Annotated in this window: 16 protein-coding genes and 1 pseudogene; 8 read left to right on the top strand and 9 right to left on the bottom strand. The window is 70.8% G+C overall.

Features of this window, described 5'->3' with window-relative positions:
• The first annotated feature begins 296 nt into the window (after positions 1 to 296).
• The 4 genes from ACO073_RS04855 to ACO073_RS04840 all read left to right on the top strand — a co-directional run bounded on the left by ACO073_RS04855 (position 297) and on the right by ACO073_RS04840 (position 4,467).
• The gene (locus tag ACO073_RS04855) at positions 297 to 1,019 is read left to right on the top strand and encodes a COG4223 family protein (protein ID WP_421995833.1); all 723 of its coding nucleotides are present in this window, start codon (positions 297 to 299) and stop codon (positions 1,017 to 1,019) included.
• A gap of 3 nt (positions 1,020 to 1,022) precedes the next feature.
• Complete coding sequence (locus tag ACO073_RS04850; RefSeq protein ID WP_421995831.1) at positions 1,023 to 2,405, top strand: heme biosynthesis protein HemY; 1,383 nt, start codon at positions 1,023 to 1,025, stop codon at positions 2,403 to 2,405.
• Between the two features lie 268 nt (positions 2,406 to 2,673).
• Positions 2,674 to 3,723: a methionine synthase gene (locus tag ACO073_RS04845; RefSeq protein WP_421995829.1), complete on the top strand. Its 1,050-nt coding sequence runs from the start codon at positions 2,674 to 2,676 to the stop codon at positions 3,721 to 3,723.
• A 3-nt stretch (positions 3,724 to 3,726) separates the two neighbouring features.
• Positions 3,727 to 4,467 carry a hypothetical protein gene (locus ACO073_RS04840; protein WP_421995827.1) on the top strand — a complete coding sequence of 247 codons (741 nt, stop codon included), beginning with the start codon at positions 3,727 to 3,729 and terminating at the stop codon, positions 4,465 to 4,467.
• Positions 4,468 to 4,482: 15 nt separating this feature from the next.
• Here the strand turns inward: ACO073_RS04840 and mutS are convergent.
• A pseudogene (mutS, locus tag ACO073_RS04835) lies at positions 4,483 to 7,166 on the bottom strand (DNA mismatch repair protein MutS).
• 257 nt (positions 7,167 to 7,423) lie between these two features.
• On the opposite strand from mutS, the gene ACO073_RS04830 reads away from it, so the two are divergent.
• Complete coding sequence (locus ACO073_RS04830; RefSeq protein ID WP_421995825.1) at positions 7,424 to 9,730, top strand: NADP-dependent malic enzyme; 2,307 nt, start codon at positions 7,424 to 7,426, stop codon at positions 9,728 to 9,730.
• Positions 9,730 to 11,448 carry an N-acyl-D-amino-acid deacylase family protein gene (locus ACO073_RS04825; protein WP_421995823.1) on the top strand — a complete coding sequence of 573 codons (1,719 nt, stop codon included), beginning with the start codon at positions 9,730 to 9,732 and terminating at the stop codon, positions 11,446 to 11,448. Before ACO073_RS04830 ends, ACO073_RS04825 begins: the two co-directional genes overlap by 1 nt.
• A 6-nt stretch (positions 11,449 to 11,454) precedes the next feature.
• Here the strand turns inward: ACO073_RS04825 and ACO073_RS04820 are convergent, their stop codons facing one another.
• The 7 genes from ACO073_RS04820 to ACO073_RS04790 all read right to left on the bottom strand — a co-directional run bounded on the left by ACO073_RS04820 (position 11,455) and on the right by ACO073_RS04790 (position 15,969).
• Complete coding sequence (locus ACO073_RS04820; protein WP_421995821.1) at positions 11,455 to 11,874, bottom strand: hypothetical protein; 420 nt, start codon at positions 11,872 to 11,874, stop codon at positions 11,455 to 11,457.
• A 14-nt stretch (positions 11,875 to 11,888) separates the two neighbouring features.
• Positions 11,889 to 12,248, bottom strand: coding sequence for a type II toxin-antitoxin system prevent-host-death family antitoxin (locus tag ACO073_RS04815; protein WP_421995819.1), 360 nt, complete (start codon positions 12,246 to 12,248; stop codon positions 11,889 to 11,891).
• On the bottom strand, positions 12,245 to 12,502 hold the full coding sequence (locus ACO073_RS04810; RefSeq protein WP_421995817.1) for a type II toxin-antitoxin system RelE family toxin: 258 nt from the start codon (positions 12,500 to 12,502) through the stop codon (positions 12,245 to 12,247). The genes ACO073_RS04815 and ACO073_RS04810 overlap by 4 nt, the downstream gene beginning before the upstream one ends.
• Positions 12,503 to 12,761: 259 nt before the next feature.
• Entirely contained in the window at positions 12,762 to 13,160 is a 399-nt protein-coding gene (rnk, locus tag ACO073_RS04805; RefSeq protein WP_421995815.1) for a nucleoside diphosphate kinase regulator, read from the bottom strand.
• Between the two features lie 240 nt (positions 13,161 to 13,400).
• Positions 13,401 to 14,348, bottom strand: a complete 948-nt coding sequence (locus tag ACO073_RS04800; RefSeq protein WP_421995813.1) for a ketopantoate reductase family protein — start codon at positions 14,346 to 14,348, stop codon at positions 13,401 to 13,403.
• Positions 14,345 to 15,277 carry a ketopantoate reductase family protein gene (locus ACO073_RS04795; protein WP_421995811.1) on the bottom strand — a complete coding sequence of 311 codons (933 nt, stop codon included), beginning with the start codon at positions 15,275 to 15,277 and terminating at the stop codon, positions 14,345 to 14,347. The genes ACO073_RS04800 and ACO073_RS04795 overlap by 4 nt, the downstream gene beginning before the upstream one ends.
• On the bottom strand, positions 15,274 to 15,969 hold the full coding sequence (locus ACO073_RS04790; protein ID WP_421995809.1) for a pyrimidine 5'-nucleotidase: 696 nt from the start codon (positions 15,967 to 15,969) through the stop codon (positions 15,274 to 15,276). The genes ACO073_RS04795 and ACO073_RS04790 overlap by 4 nt, the downstream gene beginning before the upstream one ends.
• A gap of 88 nt (positions 15,970 to 16,057) precedes the next feature.
• On the opposite strand from ACO073_RS04790, the gene ACO073_RS04785 reads away from it, so the two are divergent.
• The gene (locus ACO073_RS04785; protein ID WP_421995807.1) at positions 16,058 to 17,119 is read left to right on the top strand and encodes a DNA recombination protein RmuC; all 1,062 of its coding nucleotides are present in this window, start codon (positions 16,058 to 16,060) and stop codon (positions 17,117 to 17,119) included.
• A gap of 1 nt (position 17,120) precedes the next feature.
• A complete protein-coding gene (locus ACO073_RS04780; RefSeq protein WP_421995805.1) occupies positions 17,121 to 17,495 on the top strand; it encodes a nuclear transport factor 2 family protein in 375 nt (124 codons plus the stop codon).
• Positions 17,496 to 17,517: 22 nt separating this feature from the next.
• Here the strand turns inward: ACO073_RS04780 and htpX are convergent, their stop codons facing one another.
• Positions 17,518 to 18,477, bottom strand: coding sequence for a zinc metalloprotease HtpX (htpX, locus tag ACO073_RS04775; protein ID WP_421995803.1), 960 nt, complete (start codon positions 18,475 to 18,477; stop codon positions 17,518 to 17,520).
• Positions 18,478 to 18,536 lie beyond the last annotated feature (59 nt).

The raw sequence follows: 18,536 nt of genomic DNA, 5'->3' as shown, positions 1-18,536 counted from the left end.
CGGCCCCGCGACCGCGACCGTGGCGGCGCCCGCTGCAGCCGCGACGACGGCTCCGGCGGTCGACCCGCAGGCGATCCGCGCCGCCGCCGAGGCCGCGGCGAAGGCGGAGGTCGAGGCCGCCCGCGGCACGCTCGCGGCGCGGCCTGGACGATCTCGAGAAGCGCCTGCGCGCGCTGTCGGCGACGGCCGCCGCCGGTGCCGCACCGGCCCCCGCCGCCGGGCCCGATCCGGCGCTGGCCGAGCTCAAGTCGCGGCTCGATGCGCTGGAGAAGAAGCCGGCGCCGATTGCCGAGAAGGTGCTGGAGCAGACCGAGCAGAAGGCCGAGGCCGTGAAGGCCGAGACCGACAAGGAGATCGCGGTCCTGAACCGCGAGATCGCCGCCCTGCGCGATTCGCTGCAGTCGCTCGACCGCGCGGTGGCGAGCCAGCGCGAGCAGGCCAGGACGGTGGCCGACAAGGCGACGCAGAGCGCGGGCGCCAGCGAGAAGGCGATCGCCTCGGCGCGCGGTTCGGCCGTGATCGGCATCGCCGCGCGGCTCGACGCGGCGGCCGAGGCCGGCCAGCCCTTCGCGAAGGACCTGGCGCTGCTGGGGCCGCTGGTGCAGGGCGACGACAAGCTCGCGGCGGTCGCGGCCAAGCTGCAGCCCTTCGCCGACAAGGGCGTGCCCTCGCAGGTGACGCTGGAAGAGTCCTTCCCCGCGGTCGCCAAGGCGGCGCTGGCCGACGACCTGGCCGACGATTCGCTGGGCGAGCGGGTGCTCGGCAAGCTGCGCAACCTGGTCTCCCTGCGGCGCGTCGGCGACGTGCCGGGCGACAGCACCGAGGCCAAGCTCGCGCGCGCCGAGACGGCCCTGCACACGGGCGACGTGGCGCGCGCGGTGGAGATCGTGAAGAGCCTGCCCGACGCCACCAGGAAGGCAACGGCGGCCTGGCTCGCCCGCGCCGAGGCCTATCTCGCCGCCAAGGCGGCGCTGCAGGAGCTCGCCGCCGCGGCGGCGGCCACGATGGGCACGCGCTGATCCATGACCACGATCCGCACCCTGATCTGGTTCGCCCTGGCGGCGCTGGCGATGGTCGGCGCGGTGTGGCTGGCCGAGCGGCCGGGCACCGTCACCGCCGAATGGCAGGGCTGGCGCCTCGACAGCAGCGTCGGCGCCCTCCTGATCGGCATCGTCATCCTGATGCTGCTGGGCGTCGGCGCCTGGATGCTCTACCGCTGGATCGTCGGCGCGCCCGTGGCCCTGCTCGAAGGCTGGGGCGAGAGCCGCAAGAAGCGCGGCTACCGCGAGCTGACCCAGGGCCTGGCGGCGGTCGCCGCCGGCGACGGGGCGGAGGCGCAACGCCACGCCCGCCGCGCCGAGCAGCTGCTGGGCGAGCCGCCGATGACGCTGCTCCTGTCGGCCCAGGCGGCCCAGCTCGCCGGCGACCGCGACGGCGCGCAGCGCGCCTACACCGCCATGCTCGAGGACGACCAGATGGCGTTCATCGGCCTGCGCGGCCTGATCGCCCAGGCCCTGCGCGAGGGCGACCAGACGACGGCGCTGGGCTACGCCGAGCGCGCCTTCCGGCTCCGGCCGCAGACGCCGTGGGTCGTGCACACGCTGTTCGACATGCAGGCCCAGCTCGGCCAGTGGCGGACGGCGCAGGAGACGCTCGACACCGGCGTGCGCCGCAAGGCGGTGACGGTCGACAAGGGCCGCAACCTGCGCGCCCTGTTGCTCCTGGAGCGCAGCCGCGAGGCCGAGCGCGACGGCCATCCCGCCGATGCGCTCGAGCTGGCCCGCGAGGCCTTCCGCCTGGCGCCCGACCGCATCCCGGTGACGCGCCGTCTGGCCGAGCTGCAGCTCGGCGCCGGCGATGCCAAGCGCGCCATCAAGACGCTGGAGCGCGGCTGGACGGCGGCGCCGCATCCCGACCTGGCGCAGCTCTACCTGCGGGCCTCCGGCGAGACCGATCCGATGAAGCGCATTGCCGTGGCCCGCCGCCTCGCCGGCCTCAAGCCCAACGACATCGAGAGCCAGCTCGTGCTGGCCCAGGCCTCCCTCGATGCCGGCCTGTGGGGCGAGGCGCGGCGCCAGCTCGAGACCGCCGGCGGCAGCCAACCCGCGGTGCGGGTGTGCCGCATGATGGCCGACCTCGAGGAACGGGCGGCGTCCGAGCCCGCCAGGGTGCACGACTGGCTGGCGCGCGCGGCCGCGGCGCCGGCCGACTGCGCCTGGCGCTGCACGGCCTGCAACACCCAGCACGAGGCGTGGCGGGCGGTCTGCGCGAGCTGCGGCGCCTTCGGCACGCTGCAATGGCGCGCCCCGGGCAGCGCCGCGCAGCTCCTGCCGCCGGAGACGCGGGCCGAGCTCGAGTTCGCCGGCACGCCGGGCACGCCTGCTCAAGTTCCTCTCCCCCGCTAGGGCAGGGCTATCGCATTTGATCAATTTCTCCGTCATCCCGAGCGGAGCCGCCCGAAGGGCGGCGAAGCCGAGGGACCTTTTTTCGGGCCGCTTCCGCAAAAACAGGTCCCTCCACTCCGCCTCGCTACGCTCGGCTTCGGTCGGGATGACGGGGTTTTGCAGTCATATGCGATAGCCCTGCCCGCTAGGGGAAGAGGTCAGGTGAGGGGTTGCAGCGGCCGTCGACGCCCCCTCACCCAGCCTCTCCCCCTTAGCGGGGGAGAGGAGCATGAAAAGGGCGCAAGCCCAGGGAGGAAGCACGATGTTCGAGACGACGCTGGCGGGCAGCCTGCCCAAGCCCTCGTGGCTGGCCACGCCCAATGTCCTGTGGGCGCCGTGGACGCTCGCCGGCGCACCGCTGCAGGAGGCGAAGGAAGACGCGACCGCGCTCGCCATCCGCCGCCAGGAAGAGGCCGGCCTCGACATCGTGAGCGACGGCGAGCAGGCACGGCAGCACTTCGTGCACGGCTTCCTGGCCGAGGTCGACGGCGTCGACTTCGACAGGAAGGTGCGCATGGGAATCCGCAACAACCGCTACGAGGCCGACTGCCCGACGGTGACCTCGGCGCTCAAGCGCCGCAAGTTCGTGCACGAGCGCGAGGCGCGGGTGGCGCGCGCCGCGACCAGCCGCAAGCTCAAGTTCACCCTGCCCGGGCCGATGACCCTGATCGACACGCTGGCCGACGGCCACTACGGCGATCGCGTGAAGATGGCCTTCGCCTTCGCCGAGCTGCTGAACCAGGAAGCGAAGGACCTCGAGAGGGCGGGCGTCGATGTCGTGCAGTTCGACGAGCCGGCCTTCAACGTCTACCTCGACGAGACGGTCGACTGGGGCGTGCCGGCGCTCGAGAAGGCGGCCGAGGGGCTGAAGTGCACGACCGCGGTGCACATCTGCTACGGCTACGGCATCGAGGCCAACATCAAGTGGAAGGAGACGCTGGGCGAGAGCTGGCGGCAGTACGAGAAGACGTTTCCCGCCCTCGACCGCAGCAGGATCCAGCAGGTGTCGCTGGAATGCCGCGAGAGCCACGTGCCGCCGGAGCTGATGAAGCTGCTGCCCAACAAGACGGTGCTGGTAGGCGCGATCGACGTCGCCTCGGACAAGGTCGAGACGCCGGAGGAAGTGGCCGCGACGCTGAAGCTCGCCACCAAATACGTCGATCCCGAGCGCATCCAGGCCTGCACCAATTGCGGCATGGCGCCGATGACGCTGGCCACCGCCTACGGCAAGCTGCGGGCGCTGGCCGAGGGCGCGGCGCTGGCGCGCAAGTCGCTGTAGCGCATGGCGAACGGACCGCGGTCCGCACCGTCGGCGGGCCGCCTGCTCGCCGAAGCGCTCTGGCGGATGGCCGGCACGCCGCGCGCCTTCTGGCCGCCGGCCCTGGTCTGCACCGCGGCCCTCGCGATTGCGAAGTTCCTGGTCCTCGCCGGCGGTGCGGCCTCCGGCCTGTCGGCGCTCGTGGCCGCAGTGTACGTCCTTCTGCTCCACCACTGGATCCAGCAGGGGCTGATCGAGGACCCGAAGGCGCGCACGGCGACGCCGCCCTGGTCCTTCGCAGGCTTCGCCGCGGGTTACTGCGTGCTGGTCGTCGTGGTCTCGGTCGTGCTGTTCCTCTTCCTGGCGCCCGACGTGTTCGGCGGCACGCTGACCGTGAACGTCCTGCTGATGTCCACGGTGAGCCTGGCGGCCGCCATGGCGCTGGGCGCACTGGCCGTGGGCGGCGCGCTGCTGTTCCTGCCCGCCAGCATCGTCGACCTGCCGTGGAATCCGGGCGACGCCTGGCGGGCCGCCGCGGGCGCGCGCGGCACGCTGCTGGTGCTGGCGCTCCTCTCCACCCTGGTGTCGTTGCTCGGCCCGGCGCTGTCGGTGCTGCTCGGCCTCGCGCAGGCCGGATCGGGCTGGCTCCCGGCCGCCCTGCAGGTCCTGTCGCTCCTGCTCGACATCGCGGCGGTCTTCATCCTGGCGCACGGGATCACGCGCCTGTTCCTCGCCGTCACGGGACGGCAGCCCGCCGAGGCCTGACGCCGGCCCCGCCGCTCAGGACGGCTTCAGCCGCGACCGCAGGGCATAGAGCAGGTCCAGCGCCTGGCGCGGCGAAAGCTCGTCGGGATTGACCTCGCCCAGCGCCTTCTCGATCTCCGATTCGGTGGCCTTCGCCGCGCCGCCGGCCACGCCGCTCGCGGGACGCGGCGGTGCGGCGGCGAACAGCGGCAGGTCGTCGGCCAGCCGCGTCACGGCACCCGACTGCTCGCCCTGTTCCAGCGCCGCCAGCACCTCCTCGGCACGCGCCACGACGGCGGGCGGCAGGCCGGCGAGCTGGGCGACATGGATGCCGTAGGAGCGGTCGGCGGCGCCGGCCGCGACCTCGTGCAGGAACACGACCTCGCCCTGCCATTCCTTGACGCGCATCGTGAAGGGAGCGAGCGCCGCCAGCCGCTCCTTGAGCGCGCCGAGTTCGTGATAGTGGGTGGCGAACAGCGCGCGGCAGCGGTTGACGTCGTGCAGGTGCTCGAGCGTCGCCCAGGCGATGGAGAGGCCGTCGAAGGTCGCGGTGCCGCGGCCGATCTCGTCGAGGATGACGAGGCTCCGCGCCGTCGCCTGGTTCAGGATGGCGGCGGTCTCGACCATCTCGACCATGAAGGTCGAGCGGCCGCGCGCCAGATCGTCGGCGGCGCCGACCCGGCTGAACAGGCGGTCGACGATGCCGATCGTGGCCGAGCGCGCCGGCACGAAGGCGCCGGCCTGGGCCATCACGGCGATCAGCGCGTTCTGACGCAGGAAGGTCGACTTGCCGGCCATGTTGGGACCGGTCAGCAGCCACAGGCGACGGGCCTCGCCGAGGTCGCAGTCGTTGGGCACGAAGCCCGCTCCCCCCTGCCGCACCAGCGCGGCCTCGACCACGGGATGGCGGCCGCCCTCGACGGCGAACAGGGGCTGGTCGGACAGAACCGGCCGCACGTGGCCGGAGACCGCGGCGAGCTCGGCCAGCGCGGTCGCCACGTCGAGGCTCGCGAGCGCCCGACCGGCGGCGGCGACGGCGGCCGCCACCGTCATCGCATCGGCCACCAGCCCATCGAAGATCGCGAGCTCGAGCGCCAGCGCGCGGTCGGCGGCGCGGCCGATGCGGGTCTCGAGGTCGGCGAGCTCGGCGGTCGAGAAGCGCGTGGCATTGGCCATCGACTGGCGGCGCGTGAAGCCCAGCGCCGCGAGATCGAGCTTGTCGGCGTGCGTCGCCGTCACCTCGATGTGGTAGCCGATCATGTTGTTGTGGCGGACCTTGAGCGAGGGCACGCCGGTCGAGGTCCGGTACTTCGCCTCGAGCGCCGCCACCGTCCTGCGGCTGTCGTCGCGCAGCGTGCGCTGCTCGTCGAGCTCGGCGCGATGGCCCAGGCGCACGAAGCCGCCGTCGCGGGCGAGCAGCGGCGGCTCGTCGACTAGCGCCGCCGCCAGCCCGTCGATCAGGGCGCGATGGCCACGGCAGGCGGCGACGATACCGGCCAGCGGCGCCGGTGCGGGCGCCAGCGCCTCGGGCTCGGCGCCCAGCATGTCGGCCAGCGCCTCCGCCGAGCCCAGCCCCTGGGCGAGCGCACCGAGGTCGCGCGGCCCGCCGCGCCCGACCGACAGGCGCTGGAGCGCGCGCTCGATGTCGGGCGTCCGGCGCAGCGCCTCGCGCACGCGCTCGCGCAACGCCGGGCGCTCGACGAAGAGCTGCACCAGGTCGAGGCGGCGCTCGATCTCGGGACGGTCGGTCAGCGGCGCGGCCAGCCGCTCGGCCAGCAGGCGGGCGCCCGGGCCGGTCAGCGTGCGGTCGATCGTGGCAAGCAGGCTGCCGTCGCGGCGGCCGTCGAGGGCGCGCACCAGCTCGAGGTTGCGCCGCGTCGCCGGGTCGATCTCCATCGTGCCGTCGGCGCGCTCGCGCCGCGGCGGCACAGTGCCGGCCGCTTGCCCGCCTGGGTCAGCTCGACATAGTCGAGCAGGGCACCGCAGGCCGCGACCTCGGCGCGCGAGAAGGCGCCGAAACTGTCGAGGGCGGCGACGTTGAAGGCCGCCTGCAGGCGCTTGCGGGCATTGTCGCTGTCGAAGCGCGCCGAGGGCAGCGGCGTCAGCACCGCGTTCCAGTCGGCCAGTGCCGCCTTGACCGGCTCGCGCGCCAGCAGCCTGTCGGGCACCAGCACCTCGCCCGGGGCGAGCCGCGCCAGCGCCGCCGCGAGCTGCCCGGGCTCCAGCGGCTGGGCCGCGAAGTCGGCGGTCGAGAGGTCGAGCCAGGCCAGCGCCAGCCCGCCCTGCGCCTCGGCGAGCGCGGCAAGGTAGTTGTGGCTGCGCGCGTCGAGCAGCGCATCCTCGGTCAGGGTGCCCGGGGTGATGACGCGGACGACGGCGCGCTCGACCACCGACTTGGCGCCGCGCTTCTTGGCCTCGGCCGGGTCCTCGACCTGCTCGCAGACGGCGACCTTGAAGCCCTGGCGGATCAGCCGCGACAGGTAGGCCTCGTGGGAGTGCACGGGCACGCCGCACATCCGGATATCCTCGCCGAGATGCTGGCCGCGCCTGGTGAGCGCGATGTCGAGGGCCGCCGACGCCTTAACGGCGTCGTCGAAGAACAGCTCGTAGAAATCGCCCATCCGGTAGAACAGCAGATGCCCGGGATGCGCCGCCTTGATCGCCAGGTACTGGCGCATCATGGGCGTGGCATCGGCCGGGATCGGCGCGGTCGCCGCCATGTCGTGGGGGCTGCTGTCGGGCACGAAAGCGGTTTAGCATGGCCGCGCCGCCCGGAACTGGGGGCCGATTGGGGGAAACAATCGAGGCGCGCTGGCCGGAGACGGGGAACGCCGCTCCCGACACGGCCGCCCCGCCCGGCCATCGAGCGACCCTATCGTGGCCTCCGGCCGGGCCGGCTGCGTTGCAGCGCGGCATGGCCGTCTGGCCCCCTTCCGGGAATGACGCCAATATGGGCGCTTAACCGGGAGAGTAACGCATGGCGAGCAGTGGCTCGGAAGCAATGGTCAGCAACGAAATGGGCGATCTGGACGGCGATTCGCTGGTCATGCATCGCTCGGGCCGGCCGGGCAAGATCGAGATCATCGCCACCAAGCCCCTGGTCACCCAGCGCGACCTGGCGCTGGCCTATTCGCCGGGCGTCGCCGCCCCCTGCCTCGAGATCGCCAAGGATCCCGACACCGCCTACGACTACACGGCCCGCGGCAACCTGGTCGCGGTGATCTCCAACGGCACCGCCGTGCTGGGCCTGGGCGACATCGGGGCGCTGGCCAGCAAGCCGGTGATGGAGGGCAAGGCCGTCCTGTTCAAGCGCTTCGCCGACGTCGACTGCATGGACGTCGAGGTCGGCACCAAGGACGTCGACGAGTTCATCAACTGCGTGCGCTTCCTCGGGCCGACCTTCGGCGGCATCAACCTCGAGGACATCAAGGCGCCGGAGTGCTTCATCATCGAGCAGCGCCTGCGCGAGCTGATGGACATCCCGATCTTCCACGACGACCAGCACGGCACGGCGATCGTGTCGGCCGCCGGCCTGATCAACGCGCTCCACCTGACCGGCCGCAGCATCAAGGACATCAAGATGGTGGTGAACGGCGCCGGCGCGGCGTCGATCGCCTGCATCGAGCTCGTGAAGGCGATGGGCATGCCGCACGAGAACGCCATCCTGTGCGACACCAAGGGCGTCATCTGGCAGGGCCGCACCGAGGGCATGAACCAGTGGAAGAGCGCCCATGCCGTGCGCACCAAGGCGCGCACCCTGGAGGAGGCGATGAAGGGCGCCGACGTGTTCTTTGGCCTGTCGGTCAAGGGCGCCGTCAGCAAGGCGATGGTGAAGTCGATGGCCGACAAGCCAATCATCTTCGCCATGGCCAATCCCGATCCGGAGATCACGCCGGAGGACGTGCGCTCGGTGCGCTCGGACGCGATCATCGCCACCGGCCGCTCGGACTACGCCAACCAGATCAACAACGTGCTGGGCTTCCCCTACATCTTCCGCGGCGCGCTCGACGTGCGGGCCCGCACCATCAACGAGGAGATGAAGGTGGCGGCCGCCGAAGCCCTGGCCAAGCTGGCGCGCGAGGACGTGCCCGACGAGGTCGACCGCGCCTATTCCGGCCGCCGCCTGCGCTACGGGCCGGAATACGTCGTGCCGGTGCCGTTCGACCCGCGCCTGATCTCGACCGTCTCGGCGGCGGTCGCCCAGGCGGCGATGGATTCCGGCGTCGCCCGCCGCAAGATCCCCGACATGGCGGAGTACCGGCGCGAACTGTCCGGCCGCCTCGATCCGACGAGCCACTGGCTGCAGAGCCTGTTCGAGCAGGTCAAGGCCAACCCGCAGCGCATCGTCTTCGCCGAGGGCGAGGAGGAGCGCACGATCCGCGCCGCCGTGGTGTTCCGCGACAACGGCTACGGCACGCCGATCCTGATCGGCCGGGAGGAGCTGGTCCGCGAGACCATGGCCGGCCTCGGCATCACCGATGCGACGGGCCTCGAGATCCACAATGCGCGGCTGAGCACCCGCAACACCGCCTACACCGACTATGTCTACCGCCGCCTGCAGCGCGACGGATTCCTGCGCCGCGACGTGCAGCGCATGGTGAACCAGGGGCGCAACGTGTTCGGCGCCTGCATGGTGGCGCTGGGCGACGCCGCCGGGATGGTGACCGGCATCACGCGCCGCTTCCCCGAATGCTACGGCGACATCAAGCGCGTGATCGACACCGAGCCGGGCAAGGTGCCGATCGGCTATTCCGTCGTCGTCGCCCGCCAGGGCACGGTGTTCCTGGCCGACACCTCGATCAACGAGACGCCGAGCCCCGAACAGCTCGCCACCATCGCCAAGCAGATGGTGCGCAACGCCCGCACCATGGGCCACGAGCCGCGCGTCGCCTTCCTCAGCTTCTCCAACTTCGGCAGCCGCGAGATCGAGCGCATCGACCGCATCCGCAAGGCGATCCGCCTGCTCGACGCCGAGGAGGTCGACTTCGAGTACGACGGCGAGATGCAGGCCGACATGGCGCTCGACTACGAGCTGCTGCGCGAGACCTACCCGTTCTGCCGCCTCACCGGCCCGGCCAACGTGCTGATCATGCCCGGCCTGCACTCGGCCCATATCGCTTCGCGCCTGTTGCAGCGGCTGGGCGGGGTCACGGTGATCGGCCCGGTGATCGACGGGCTGAAGAAGCCGATGCAGGTCGTGCAGATGGGCGCCACGGTCAGCGACCTCGTGAACCACGCGGCGCTGGCCGCCTACGGCGCGCTCAAGAACGAACGGAGGGAATGATGGTCGACCTTGTCATCCGCGGCGCCACCGTCGTCGACGGGTTGGGCAACGAGCCGAAACGCGCCGATGTCGCCGTCCAGGACGGCCGCATCGCCGCCATCGGCACCGTGGGTGACAGGGCGGCCGAGACGATCGACGCCGACGGACTGGTCCTGGCGCCCGGCATCGTCGACGTGCACACGCACTACGACGCGCAGGTGACCTGGGACGCGACGCTCTCGCCCTCGCCGTCGCTCGGCATCACCACGGCGGTGATCGGCAATTGCGGCTTCGGCATCGTGCCGGCGCCGCCCGCGGTGCGCGACCTTGTGATCCGCAACCTGTCGGTCGTCGAGGGCATGGACCTCGACGCGTTGCGCCAGGGCATCGACTGGAGCTTCGAGAGCTTCGCCGACTACATGGCGATGCTGCGGGCCAAGGGCGCCTACGCCAATCTCGCCGTGCTGGCCGGCCACTCGACCATCCGCACCGCCGTGATGGGCGAGGACGCCTCGCAGCGGGCGGAGGCGACGCCGGAGGAGATCGCGCGGATGAAGGCCCTGGTGGCCGACGCGATGGCCAACGGCGCGATCGGGCTCGGCGCGTCGTATTCGCTGAACCATTCCGGCTATGGCGGCGTGCCCATGCCGTCCACCATCGCGCCGATGGCGGAGCTCGACGCGCTGGTCGGCGCCATGGGACCGCGCGGTCGGGGCGTGATCGCCATCGCCTCGGGCGTGAAGGCGCCGCAGGAGCTGGAGCCGATGGCGGCGAAGTACGGCCGGCCGTTCTTCCAGGGCACCGGCATGGCGATGTTCAACGAGCAGGAGCCGCAGCGCGCGATCCGCATCTTCGACGACTGCGCCGCCGCCATCCGCCGCGGCAACGGGCTCTACGTGCAGATCCCCTGCCAGCCGCTGTCGTTCGACTTCACGATGGCCAACGCCTATCCGTTCTACAGCCACTCGGCCTTCGACCCGATCAAGGCCTACACGCCGGAGCAGCTGCAGCCGGTGTTCCGCGACCCGTCATGGCGCGCGACGTTCCGCGAGAACGCGAAGAACCCGCGGCCGGGCATGATCTTCCAGGGCAACTGGGACCGCGTCATGGTGGCGGTGACGCAGAAGGAGCGGAACGCGAAGTACGTGAACCGCTACGCCGCCGAGATCGCCGCCACCGAGCACCGCGATCCGCTCGACGTCATCCTCGACCTGTCGCTCGACGAGGATCTCGGCACGGCCTTCCTCGGCCGCTTCCTCAATGTCGGCGACGACGGCGTGGCCCGCCTGCTGAAGCACGAGGCCGGCGTGGTGGCCCTGTCGGATGCCGGCGCGCACCTCATCTACATGTGCGATGCGGGCTTCGGCCTGCACTTCCTGGCCCACTGGGTGCGCGAGCGCGGCGACTTCGGCCTGGCCGAGGGCGTGCGCCGCCTGACCAGCCATCCCGCCGACCTCTACGGCATCGCGGGGCGCGGCCGCCTGGCCGTCGGCGCCCAGGCCGACATGCTGCTGTTCGACCCCGCCACCGTGGGCGTCAGCCCGGCCGAGCGCGTCGCCGACCTGCCGGGCGGCGGCCGCCGCACCATCCGCCGGCCGCTCGGCGTGCACGGCGTCTTCTGCAACGGCGTCCGGACCTTCGACGGCAAGGACTACGTGAAGCACGCCAGGGGCCCGGGCCACGTGCTCGACCGGTTCAGCCCCTCGCAGGGACAGCACACGCTGATGGCGGCGCAGTAGAAGCAATCACAGCTGCGGATAGATGCGAATCCAGCCCGCGAGAAAATCAATACGCCCCAGAAACCGGCTCTTCTTGCTCGAGAAGGGCCATACGCCCGATCTTGCCTCGACACTCGAAAAGAGCGTGCGGACCAGGTCCTCGATGACCGCGACGTCTCTCGTCGCATAAACTTGGTGATTGCCGTCCGGGCCGGCCATGTTGGCATCGAGAAGGCCGAAATCGACGATCTCGATATCGAAGTCGTTGCCGTTCCTGGCCCACTTCTGGCGCCATTCGCCGTAGACCAGCGGCTGGTCCGGCAGCAGGGCGGCGAAAAGGTCATGATGCCGCTCGTCCCAGGGACGGCCATTGGCGCCACCGAAGCGAATCTTTGCACGGCCGACATTGAGGACGACGTCGTGGGGGGAATCGATGTCCTGGGCCATGGGCAACCGGCGTCCTACGACAGCAGGTCAGCCTCGATACCGAGCGCCTTGGAGAGCTTCGCCTGCAGCTTGCGTCCGGCCTGTCGTTCGCCTCGCTCGATCTGGGAAATGTAGACTGCGCTCGTGGCGCAGGCCTTTGCGAGCGCGGCCTGGGTGAGCCCCCGATGCTCGCGCAACGCCTTGAGCGCCGGCGCTCCATCAAGGATGGCTGCAAGGACCGCATCGGGAAATGTCTCTCCGGGGTTCTTCAAGAAGGCGCGCACCCCCGCGGCATCTGCGCGGTCCTCGAGCGTTGCCTCGATGCGACGCCATTCCTCGATGGGAATGACAACGAAGGCGGGCTTACCGCCCTGCGTAATGATCTGTCGCCTCACTGATAGATTTCCTTTCGATGCCCTACTCTCACGACGACCACGGTCAGGACTTCGTGCCTCAACGTGTAGATGATCCGCCAATCCCCCACCCGTAGACGATATCCGTCGATTCCAACGAGCTTCTTGACGTTGTTGTTGGCGGCGAGGGGATTTCGCGCCAAGGCGACGATCTTTGACCGCAACCGTTTGGCAATCGCCCGGTCCATTCGAATCAACGTCTTCAGAGCTTCCGAGGAATACTCTACGGACCACATGATCTTAATATGGCAAATTGCCTTATGTAGTTCAAGCAATTTGCTTTAGTATCGCCTCTGCGAGCAATGGCGAAAGCGCCATCCACAGGGCGCGCGGCGGCGAAGTGTTACCTCAGCCGCGCTAGACGGCCCGCACGCGCTGGTGACGGGCAGTCTGCCGACGGCGACGACCTTCTTCGAGCTTTAGCCGGAAGCCTCTCCCGGAACGCAGGCTCACCTCATGAGCGAGCCGGAGGCTCGCGGTCCGAAAGAGACGGCGTCAGCGCGTGACCTTGGTCACGGTGAGGCGATGCTCCTTGCCGTCGCGCGCGGTCCACGAAATCGACTGGCCGGTGCTCAGCCCGATCAGGGCGGCGCCGACCGGGGTCATCACCGAGAGGCGCTGCTCGTCCAGGCTCTCGTCGGCCGGATAGACCAGGGTCATGGTGCGCTCCGGCCCGTCCTCGGACTTGAAGGTCACGGTCGAGCCCATGCGCACGACATCGGCCGGCAGCTCGTCGTCGCCGACCACGCGCGCCCGTTCCATCTCCGACAGCAGCTCTTCGGCAACCTCGGGCAGGCGCTCGAGCGAGGCCGTGGCGAGGTCGGTGAGCCGGTCGCAGTCGGCATGGGTGACGGTGATCTGGGGGACCGAACGGGTCCGAACGACGTCGCGCATGGGCGATCTCCTGGACGCACTCCGAGAGCAGCATGAATGGAACCCGACCGTATCGGCGGCGCGCGCCTCCGACGGGAGGACGCCGCGACAGCCGGGCCGGGGATTTACGCGGGTGGCGCGGGTTGGTTCCGCTACGCCGCCCAAGGTGACGCCGCCGCAGCGCGCGTCTCCTAAAAGATGGGCTTTCGCGGCCCGGAATGCAAGCTTTGCCGGCCGCCCCGAGGCGGGCGCGGGGCCGGCCTACTGGCCGGGCTTGCCGAGCGCGCCGCGGGCCCGCCGCGCCTCGTAGGCCTGCGTCACGGCGAGCGCGATGCGCAGGTTGGGGGCGGCAATCCCGTGGCGCCGCGCCCGGGCCAGCATGTCGCCGATGACGTGGCTGCCCTCGATGGCGCCGCCCTTCTCGAGGTCGGCCAGCATCGAGGCGGCGAAGCCCGACCCGCGCTGGGTCAGGTAGGTCTTGAGATGGGCGATGCCCTTGTCGCCGGGATCGAAGCCTTCGGCAGCGGCGACCTTGCGGCATTCCTCGACCGTCTCGGTCATCAGCGCCTCGCCCTCGTCGGCCGCCATGATGTCGCCGGTCGTGCCGCGCAGCGTGCAGCACATGGCGGCGAGCGAGGTCAGCATGATCCACTTGTCCCAGAGGTCCTGGTTGATGCGCGCGTTCAGGCCGCCGTCGAGGCCGGCCTTCTTGCAGGCGGCGTCGAGCGCGACCAGCGACGGCCGCGCCGGACGGTCCGTGCGCTCGCCGAAGGCCAGGGCGGCGAACGGGCTGGTGTGGCGCACCTCGCCGTCGGGCCCGAGCGTGCTGCCGATGCGCGCCAGGCCGCCCGCGACCTTGTCGGCGCCGAACTTCGCATCCAGCGCCGCGAGATGGGCGAGGCCGTTCAGCATCGGCACGATGGTCGTGTCGGGGCCGACCGCCGGCGCGATCGCGTCCATCGCCGAGTCGAGGTCGTAGGCCTTGCAGGTCAGCAGCACGATGTCGTACGGGCCGCCCTCGCTCCCCTTGGTCACGACCTTCACGGGCAGGACGGCGTCGCCCTTGCCGCTCTTGATGACCAGGCCTTCCTTCGCGATCTTCGTGGCGCGCGGCTCGCGCAACAGGAAGGTGACGTCGGCCCCGCCCTGCTGCAGGCGCGCGCCGAAATAGCCGCCGACCGCGCCGGCGCCCAGGACGAGAATCTTCATTTCAATCCTTTCCGGGCGCGCCGCGCCTCGTAGGCCTGCAGATGGGCATAGGCGAAGCGCAGGTTGGGCGCCGCGATGCCGTGCGCGCGGGCCCGCGCCAGCATGTCGCCGACGATCTGGAAGGCCTCGACCGCGCCACCCTTTTCCATGTCGCCGAGGATCGAGGCGACCGTCTTGGCGCCGGCCGTGGTCAGGCCCTTCTCGATGCCGCCGCGCACCTTGTCGCTCGGCGCATGGCCGCTGGCGGCGGCGACGCGGCAGCATTCGTCCAGCGTCTCGCGCATCAGGGCCGCGCCCTCGTCGGCGGCGACGATGTCGCCCACCGTCCCGCGCATCGAGGCGCACATCGAGGCGATCGCGCCCAGCATCACCCACTTGTCCCAGAGGTCCTGGTTGATGTCGGGGTTGAGGCCGCCGTCGATGCCGGCCTTCCTGCAGGCCGCGTCGAGCGCGACCAGCGCCGGCCGCGCCGGCTTGCCGTCGCGCTCGCCGAACGACACGCCCGACGCGCCGCTGTGCAGGATCTCGCCGTTGGGGCCCAGCATGCCCGAGATGCGGGCAAGGCCGCCGGCCACGCGCGCCGCGCCGAAGCGGGCGTCGAGCTTCGCGAAGTGGGCATGGCCGTTCAGCATCGGCACGATCACCGTGTCCGGCCCGACCGCCGGCGCCACCGCCTCCATGGCCGAGTCGAGGTCGTAGGCCTTGCAGGCCAGGACGACGACGTCGTAGGGCCCGCCCTCGCCACCCCGGGTCACGACCTTCACCGGCACGACGGCGTCGCCCCTGGGGCTCTTCACGACCAGACCGTCGCGGCGCACGCGCTCGGCGCGCGCCTCGCGCAGCAGGAAGGTGACGTCGATGCCGGCCTGCGCGAGCCGCGCGCCCCAGTAGCCGCCGACCGCGCCGGCGCCCAGAATCAGGATCTTCACGTCTTGGCGGTCCTCTCGGCGACCCACGCGGCGAGCCAGGTCGCGAGATCGTCGGTCTGATGATGGATATGGTCGAGGTCCAGCCCCTCGGCGCGCTTCACGCTCTCGTCGGTGCGGATCCAGACCGTGCGCATGCCCATGTCGCAGGCCGGCCGCAGGTTGACGACGATGTCGTCGGCCATGCAGGCGCGCATCGGGTCGACCCCGTGCTTCACGACCAGCGCCTCGTAGATCTGCTTGTGCGGCTTGGGCCAGTAGTCGCCGGCGGCGATGTCGAAGATCGCCTCAAAATGGTGGGCCACGCCCAGCCGCTCCAGCACGCGCTCGGCGTGCGGCACGTCGCCGGCGGTGAAGACGAGCTTGCGCCCGGGCAGCGCCTTGAGCGAGGCCTCGAGTTCGGGATTGGCGAGCACCGGCGAGTAGTCGATGTCGTGCACGAAATCGAGGTAGTGCTTCGGATCGACGCCGTGCAGGGTCATCATGCCCCGCATCGAGGTCCCGTGGTCGCGCCAGTACTGCTTCTGCACGCGGCGCGCCTCCTCGACATCGACCTTCAGCCAGTCGGCGATGTAGCGGCCGATGCGGACGTCGATTTGCGCGAAGAGATTGCAGCGCGCCGGGTAGAGCGTGTTGTCGAGGTCGAACAGCCAGACGTCGGGGTCGTGCGCGGGAGCTTGGCGGGGCGGCGGCATGGGGCTCTGGATTAGCGGCCGCCCGTGCGCTTGTCGAGCCGAGGGCCTATAAGGGCGCGCAATGGACCTTCCGACGATTATCCTCGGCGTGGCCGTGGTTTTGCTGGGCGCCATCCTCGCCCTGGTCCTGCTGCGCCGCGGCGGCCGCGACGAGGCCGAGCTGATGCGCCAGCAGCTCGCGCTCGCGCTGAGCCAGCAGGCCGAGACGGTGCAGCGGGTCGAGCGATCGCTGCGCGAGCAGGAGCAGGCGCTGGGCAAGGTCGTGCACGACCGGCTCACGCAGAGCGAGCAGACGACCGGCCAGCTCGTCACCGACCTGCGCGAGCGGTTGGCCCGCATCGACGAGGCCCAGAAGAAGATCGGCGAGCTCTCGACCCAGGTCGTCACCCTGCAGGAAGTCCTGTCCAACAAGCAGGCGCGCGGCGCCTTCGGCGAGGTCCAGCTCAACGACCTGGTGCAGAACGCCCTGCCGCCGCAGGCCTACGACTTCCAGTACACGCTGTCGTCGGGCGCGCGCGCCGACTGCCTGCTCAGGCTGCCCAATCCGCCGGGCCCGATCGCCATCGACGCCAAGTTCCCGCTGGAAAGCTACAGCGCGCTACGCGCCGTGGCGGCCGGCGACGCCGCCGGGCTGCAGGCCGCCCAGCGCGCCTTCCAGCAGGCGATCCGCAAGCACATCGGCGACATTCGCGATCGCTACATCGTGCCCGGCGAGACCGCCGAATCGGCGCTGATGTTCCTGCCCTCGGAAGCGGTCTATGCCGAGCTGCACGCCAACTTCACCGGCCTGGTCGAGGAGTCCTACAAGGCGCGGGTGTGGATCGTGTCGCCGACCACCATGATGGCGACGCTGAACACCGTGCGCGCCGTGCTGAAGGACGTCCGCATGCGCGAGCAGGCGGGCGAGATCCAGAAGACGGTCGGCCTGCTGATGGGCGACGTCCAGCGGCTGGGCGACCGCGTCGAGCGGCTGAAGACCCATTTCGGCCAGACCGAGAAGGACCTGCGCGAGATCGACATCTCGGCCGACCGAATCACCAAGCGCGGCCAGCGCATCCTCGACGTCGACCTGGGCGAGGATCCGACCGAATTGCCCCGATCCACGGAGGCATCGCTGCCCTTCACGGAGGGCACCAAAGGGAGGAAGTGAAATGGGCGCCAGCATCGCCAGCCTGAAGGCGCTGTGTCAGGCCTTCAACGACCACGACCTCGATCGCATCATGAGCTTCTTCGCCGACGACGCGGTGCTGGAGATGCCGCGCGGGCCCGCCCCGTGGGGCCGGCGGTACGTCGGCGCCAGGGCCGTGCGCGAGGGCCTGGCCTCCCGCTTCGAGGGCCTGCCCGACGTGCACTACGGCGAGGACAGCCACCATGTCGACGGCGACATGGGCATCTCGCAATGGACGGTGAGCGGCACAATGAAGAGCGGCGAGCGCATCGAGGCGCGCGGCTGCGACTTCTACACCTTCCGCGGCGACAAGGTGGTGAAGAAGGATTCCTTCTGGAAGATCGTCGAGAAGGCCTAGGCCTGGGGCTTGGCCCCGCCGCTCAGCCCCAGGGGCCGCGGCGGGTCTGCGAGGCGGCGGTCGCCCAGGAGCCGCGCGAGGCCGGGCGCGGCGCGGCCGTCGTCCAGGGCGAGGCCTGGGCCCCGCCCGCCATTCCCTGTCCCGCCATCGCCTCAAGCCGGGCGATGCGCTCCTCCATCGGCGGATGGGTCGAGAACAGGCTGCGCAGGCCACCCGCCGACAGCGGATTGGCGATGTACATGTGGGCCGTCGCCGGGTTGGCCTCGGCCACCTGGTTAGGGATCTGGTGGGTGCCGGCGTGCAGCTTGGCCAGCGCCGAGGCGAGCCACAGCGGCTGGCCGGAAATCTCGGCGCCCATGCGGTCGGCCTCGTACTCGCGGCTGCGGCTGATCGCCATCTGCACCAGCGAGGCGGCCAGCGGCGCCAGGATCATCATGGCGATCGCGGCGATCGGGTTCATCAGCGGCCGGCCGTTCTCGTCGCGGCCGCCGCCCATCAGGCCGCCGAAGCTGGCCAACATGCCGATCGCGCCCGACAGCGTCGCGGCGATGGTCATGATGAGCGTGTCGCGATGGCGGACATGGCTGAGCTCGTGCGCCATGACGCCCGTGATCTCCTCGCGGCTGAGATGGCGCAGCAGGCCGGTCGTGGCGGCGACGGCGGCGTGCTCGGGGTCGCGCCCGGTCGCGAAGGCGTTGGGCTGGTCCTCGTCGATCACGTAAACGCGCGGCATCGGCAGGCCGGCGGTCTGCGCCAGGCCCTGGACGATGCCGTAGAGCTCGGGCGCCTCGGTGGGCCCGACCTCCTGCGCGTTGCTCATGCGCAGGACCATCTTGTCGCTGTTCCAGTAGGCGAAGAGGTTCATGCCCAGCGCCACGACCAGCGCCAGCACGAGGCCGGCCTGGCCGCCCAGGAGGTAGCCGACGACCAGGAAGAAGCCGGTCAGGGCCGCCAGCAGGAGAGCGGTGCGAAAGTAGTTCATGGCGGGAAAGATGGTCCCGGACTGTGGCGAATCAAGGCGCGGGGCGGCATCATGCGGCC

Origin of the sequence: Reyranella sp. (genome assembly GCF_965229815.1) — a bacterium.
In the GTDB taxonomy this organism is placed as follows: domain Bacteria; phylum Pseudomonadota; class Alphaproteobacteria; order Reyranellales; family Reyranellaceae; genus Reyranella.
Note: the sequence above shows the minus strand (reverse complement) of the source record. Positions and strands in the feature narration are given on the sequence as shown.

Excerpts from the sequence above, each read along its gene's own strand:
- ACO073_RS04830 (WP_421995825.1), top strand. The coding sequence starts at position 7,424 with ATGGCGAGCAGTGGCTCGGAAGCAATGGTCAGCAACGAAATGGGCGAT.
- ACO073_RS04845 (WP_421995829.1), top strand. The coding sequence starts at position 2,674 with ATGAAAAGGGCGCAAGCCCAGGGAGGAAGCACGATGTTCGAGACGACG.
- ACO073_RS04800 (WP_421995813.1), bottom strand. The coding sequence starts at position 14,348 with ATGAAGATTCTCGTCCTGGGCGCCGGCGCGGTCGGCGGCTATTTCGGC.
- htpX (WP_421995803.1), bottom strand. The coding sequence starts at position 18,477 with ATGAACTACTTTCGCACCGCTCTCCTGCTGGCGGCCCTGACCGGCTTC.
- ACO073_RS04790 (WP_421995809.1), bottom strand. The coding sequence starts at position 15,969 with ATGCCGCCGCCCCGCCAAGCTCCCGCGCACGACCCCGACGTCTGGCTG.
- ACO073_RS04820 (WP_421995821.1), bottom strand. The coding sequence starts at position 11,874 with ATGGCCCAGGACATCGATTCCCCCCACGACGTCGTCCTCAATGTCGGC.
- ACO073_RS04810 (WP_421995817.1), bottom strand. The coding sequence starts at position 12,502 with ATGTGGTCCGTAGAGTATTCCTCGGAAGCTCTGAAGACGTTGATTCGA.
- ACO073_RS04840 (WP_421995827.1), top strand. The coding sequence starts at position 3,727 with ATGGCGAACGGACCGCGGTCCGCACCGTCGGCGGGCCGCCTGCTCGCC.
- ACO073_RS04850 (WP_421995831.1), top strand. The coding sequence starts at position 1,023 with ATGACCACGATCCGCACCCTGATCTGGTTCGCCCTGGCGGCGCTGGCG.
- ACO073_RS04825 (WP_421995823.1), top strand. The coding sequence starts at position 9,730 with ATGGTCGACCTTGTCATCCGCGGCGCCACCGTCGTCGACGGGTTGGGC.
- rnk (WP_421995815.1), bottom strand. The coding sequence starts at position 13,160 with ATGCGCGACGTCGTTCGGACCCGTTCGGTCCCCCAGATCACCGTCACC.
- ACO073_RS04780 (WP_421995805.1), top strand. The coding sequence starts at position 17,121 with ATGGGCGCCAGCATCGCCAGCCTGAAGGCGCTGTGTCAGGCCTTCAAC.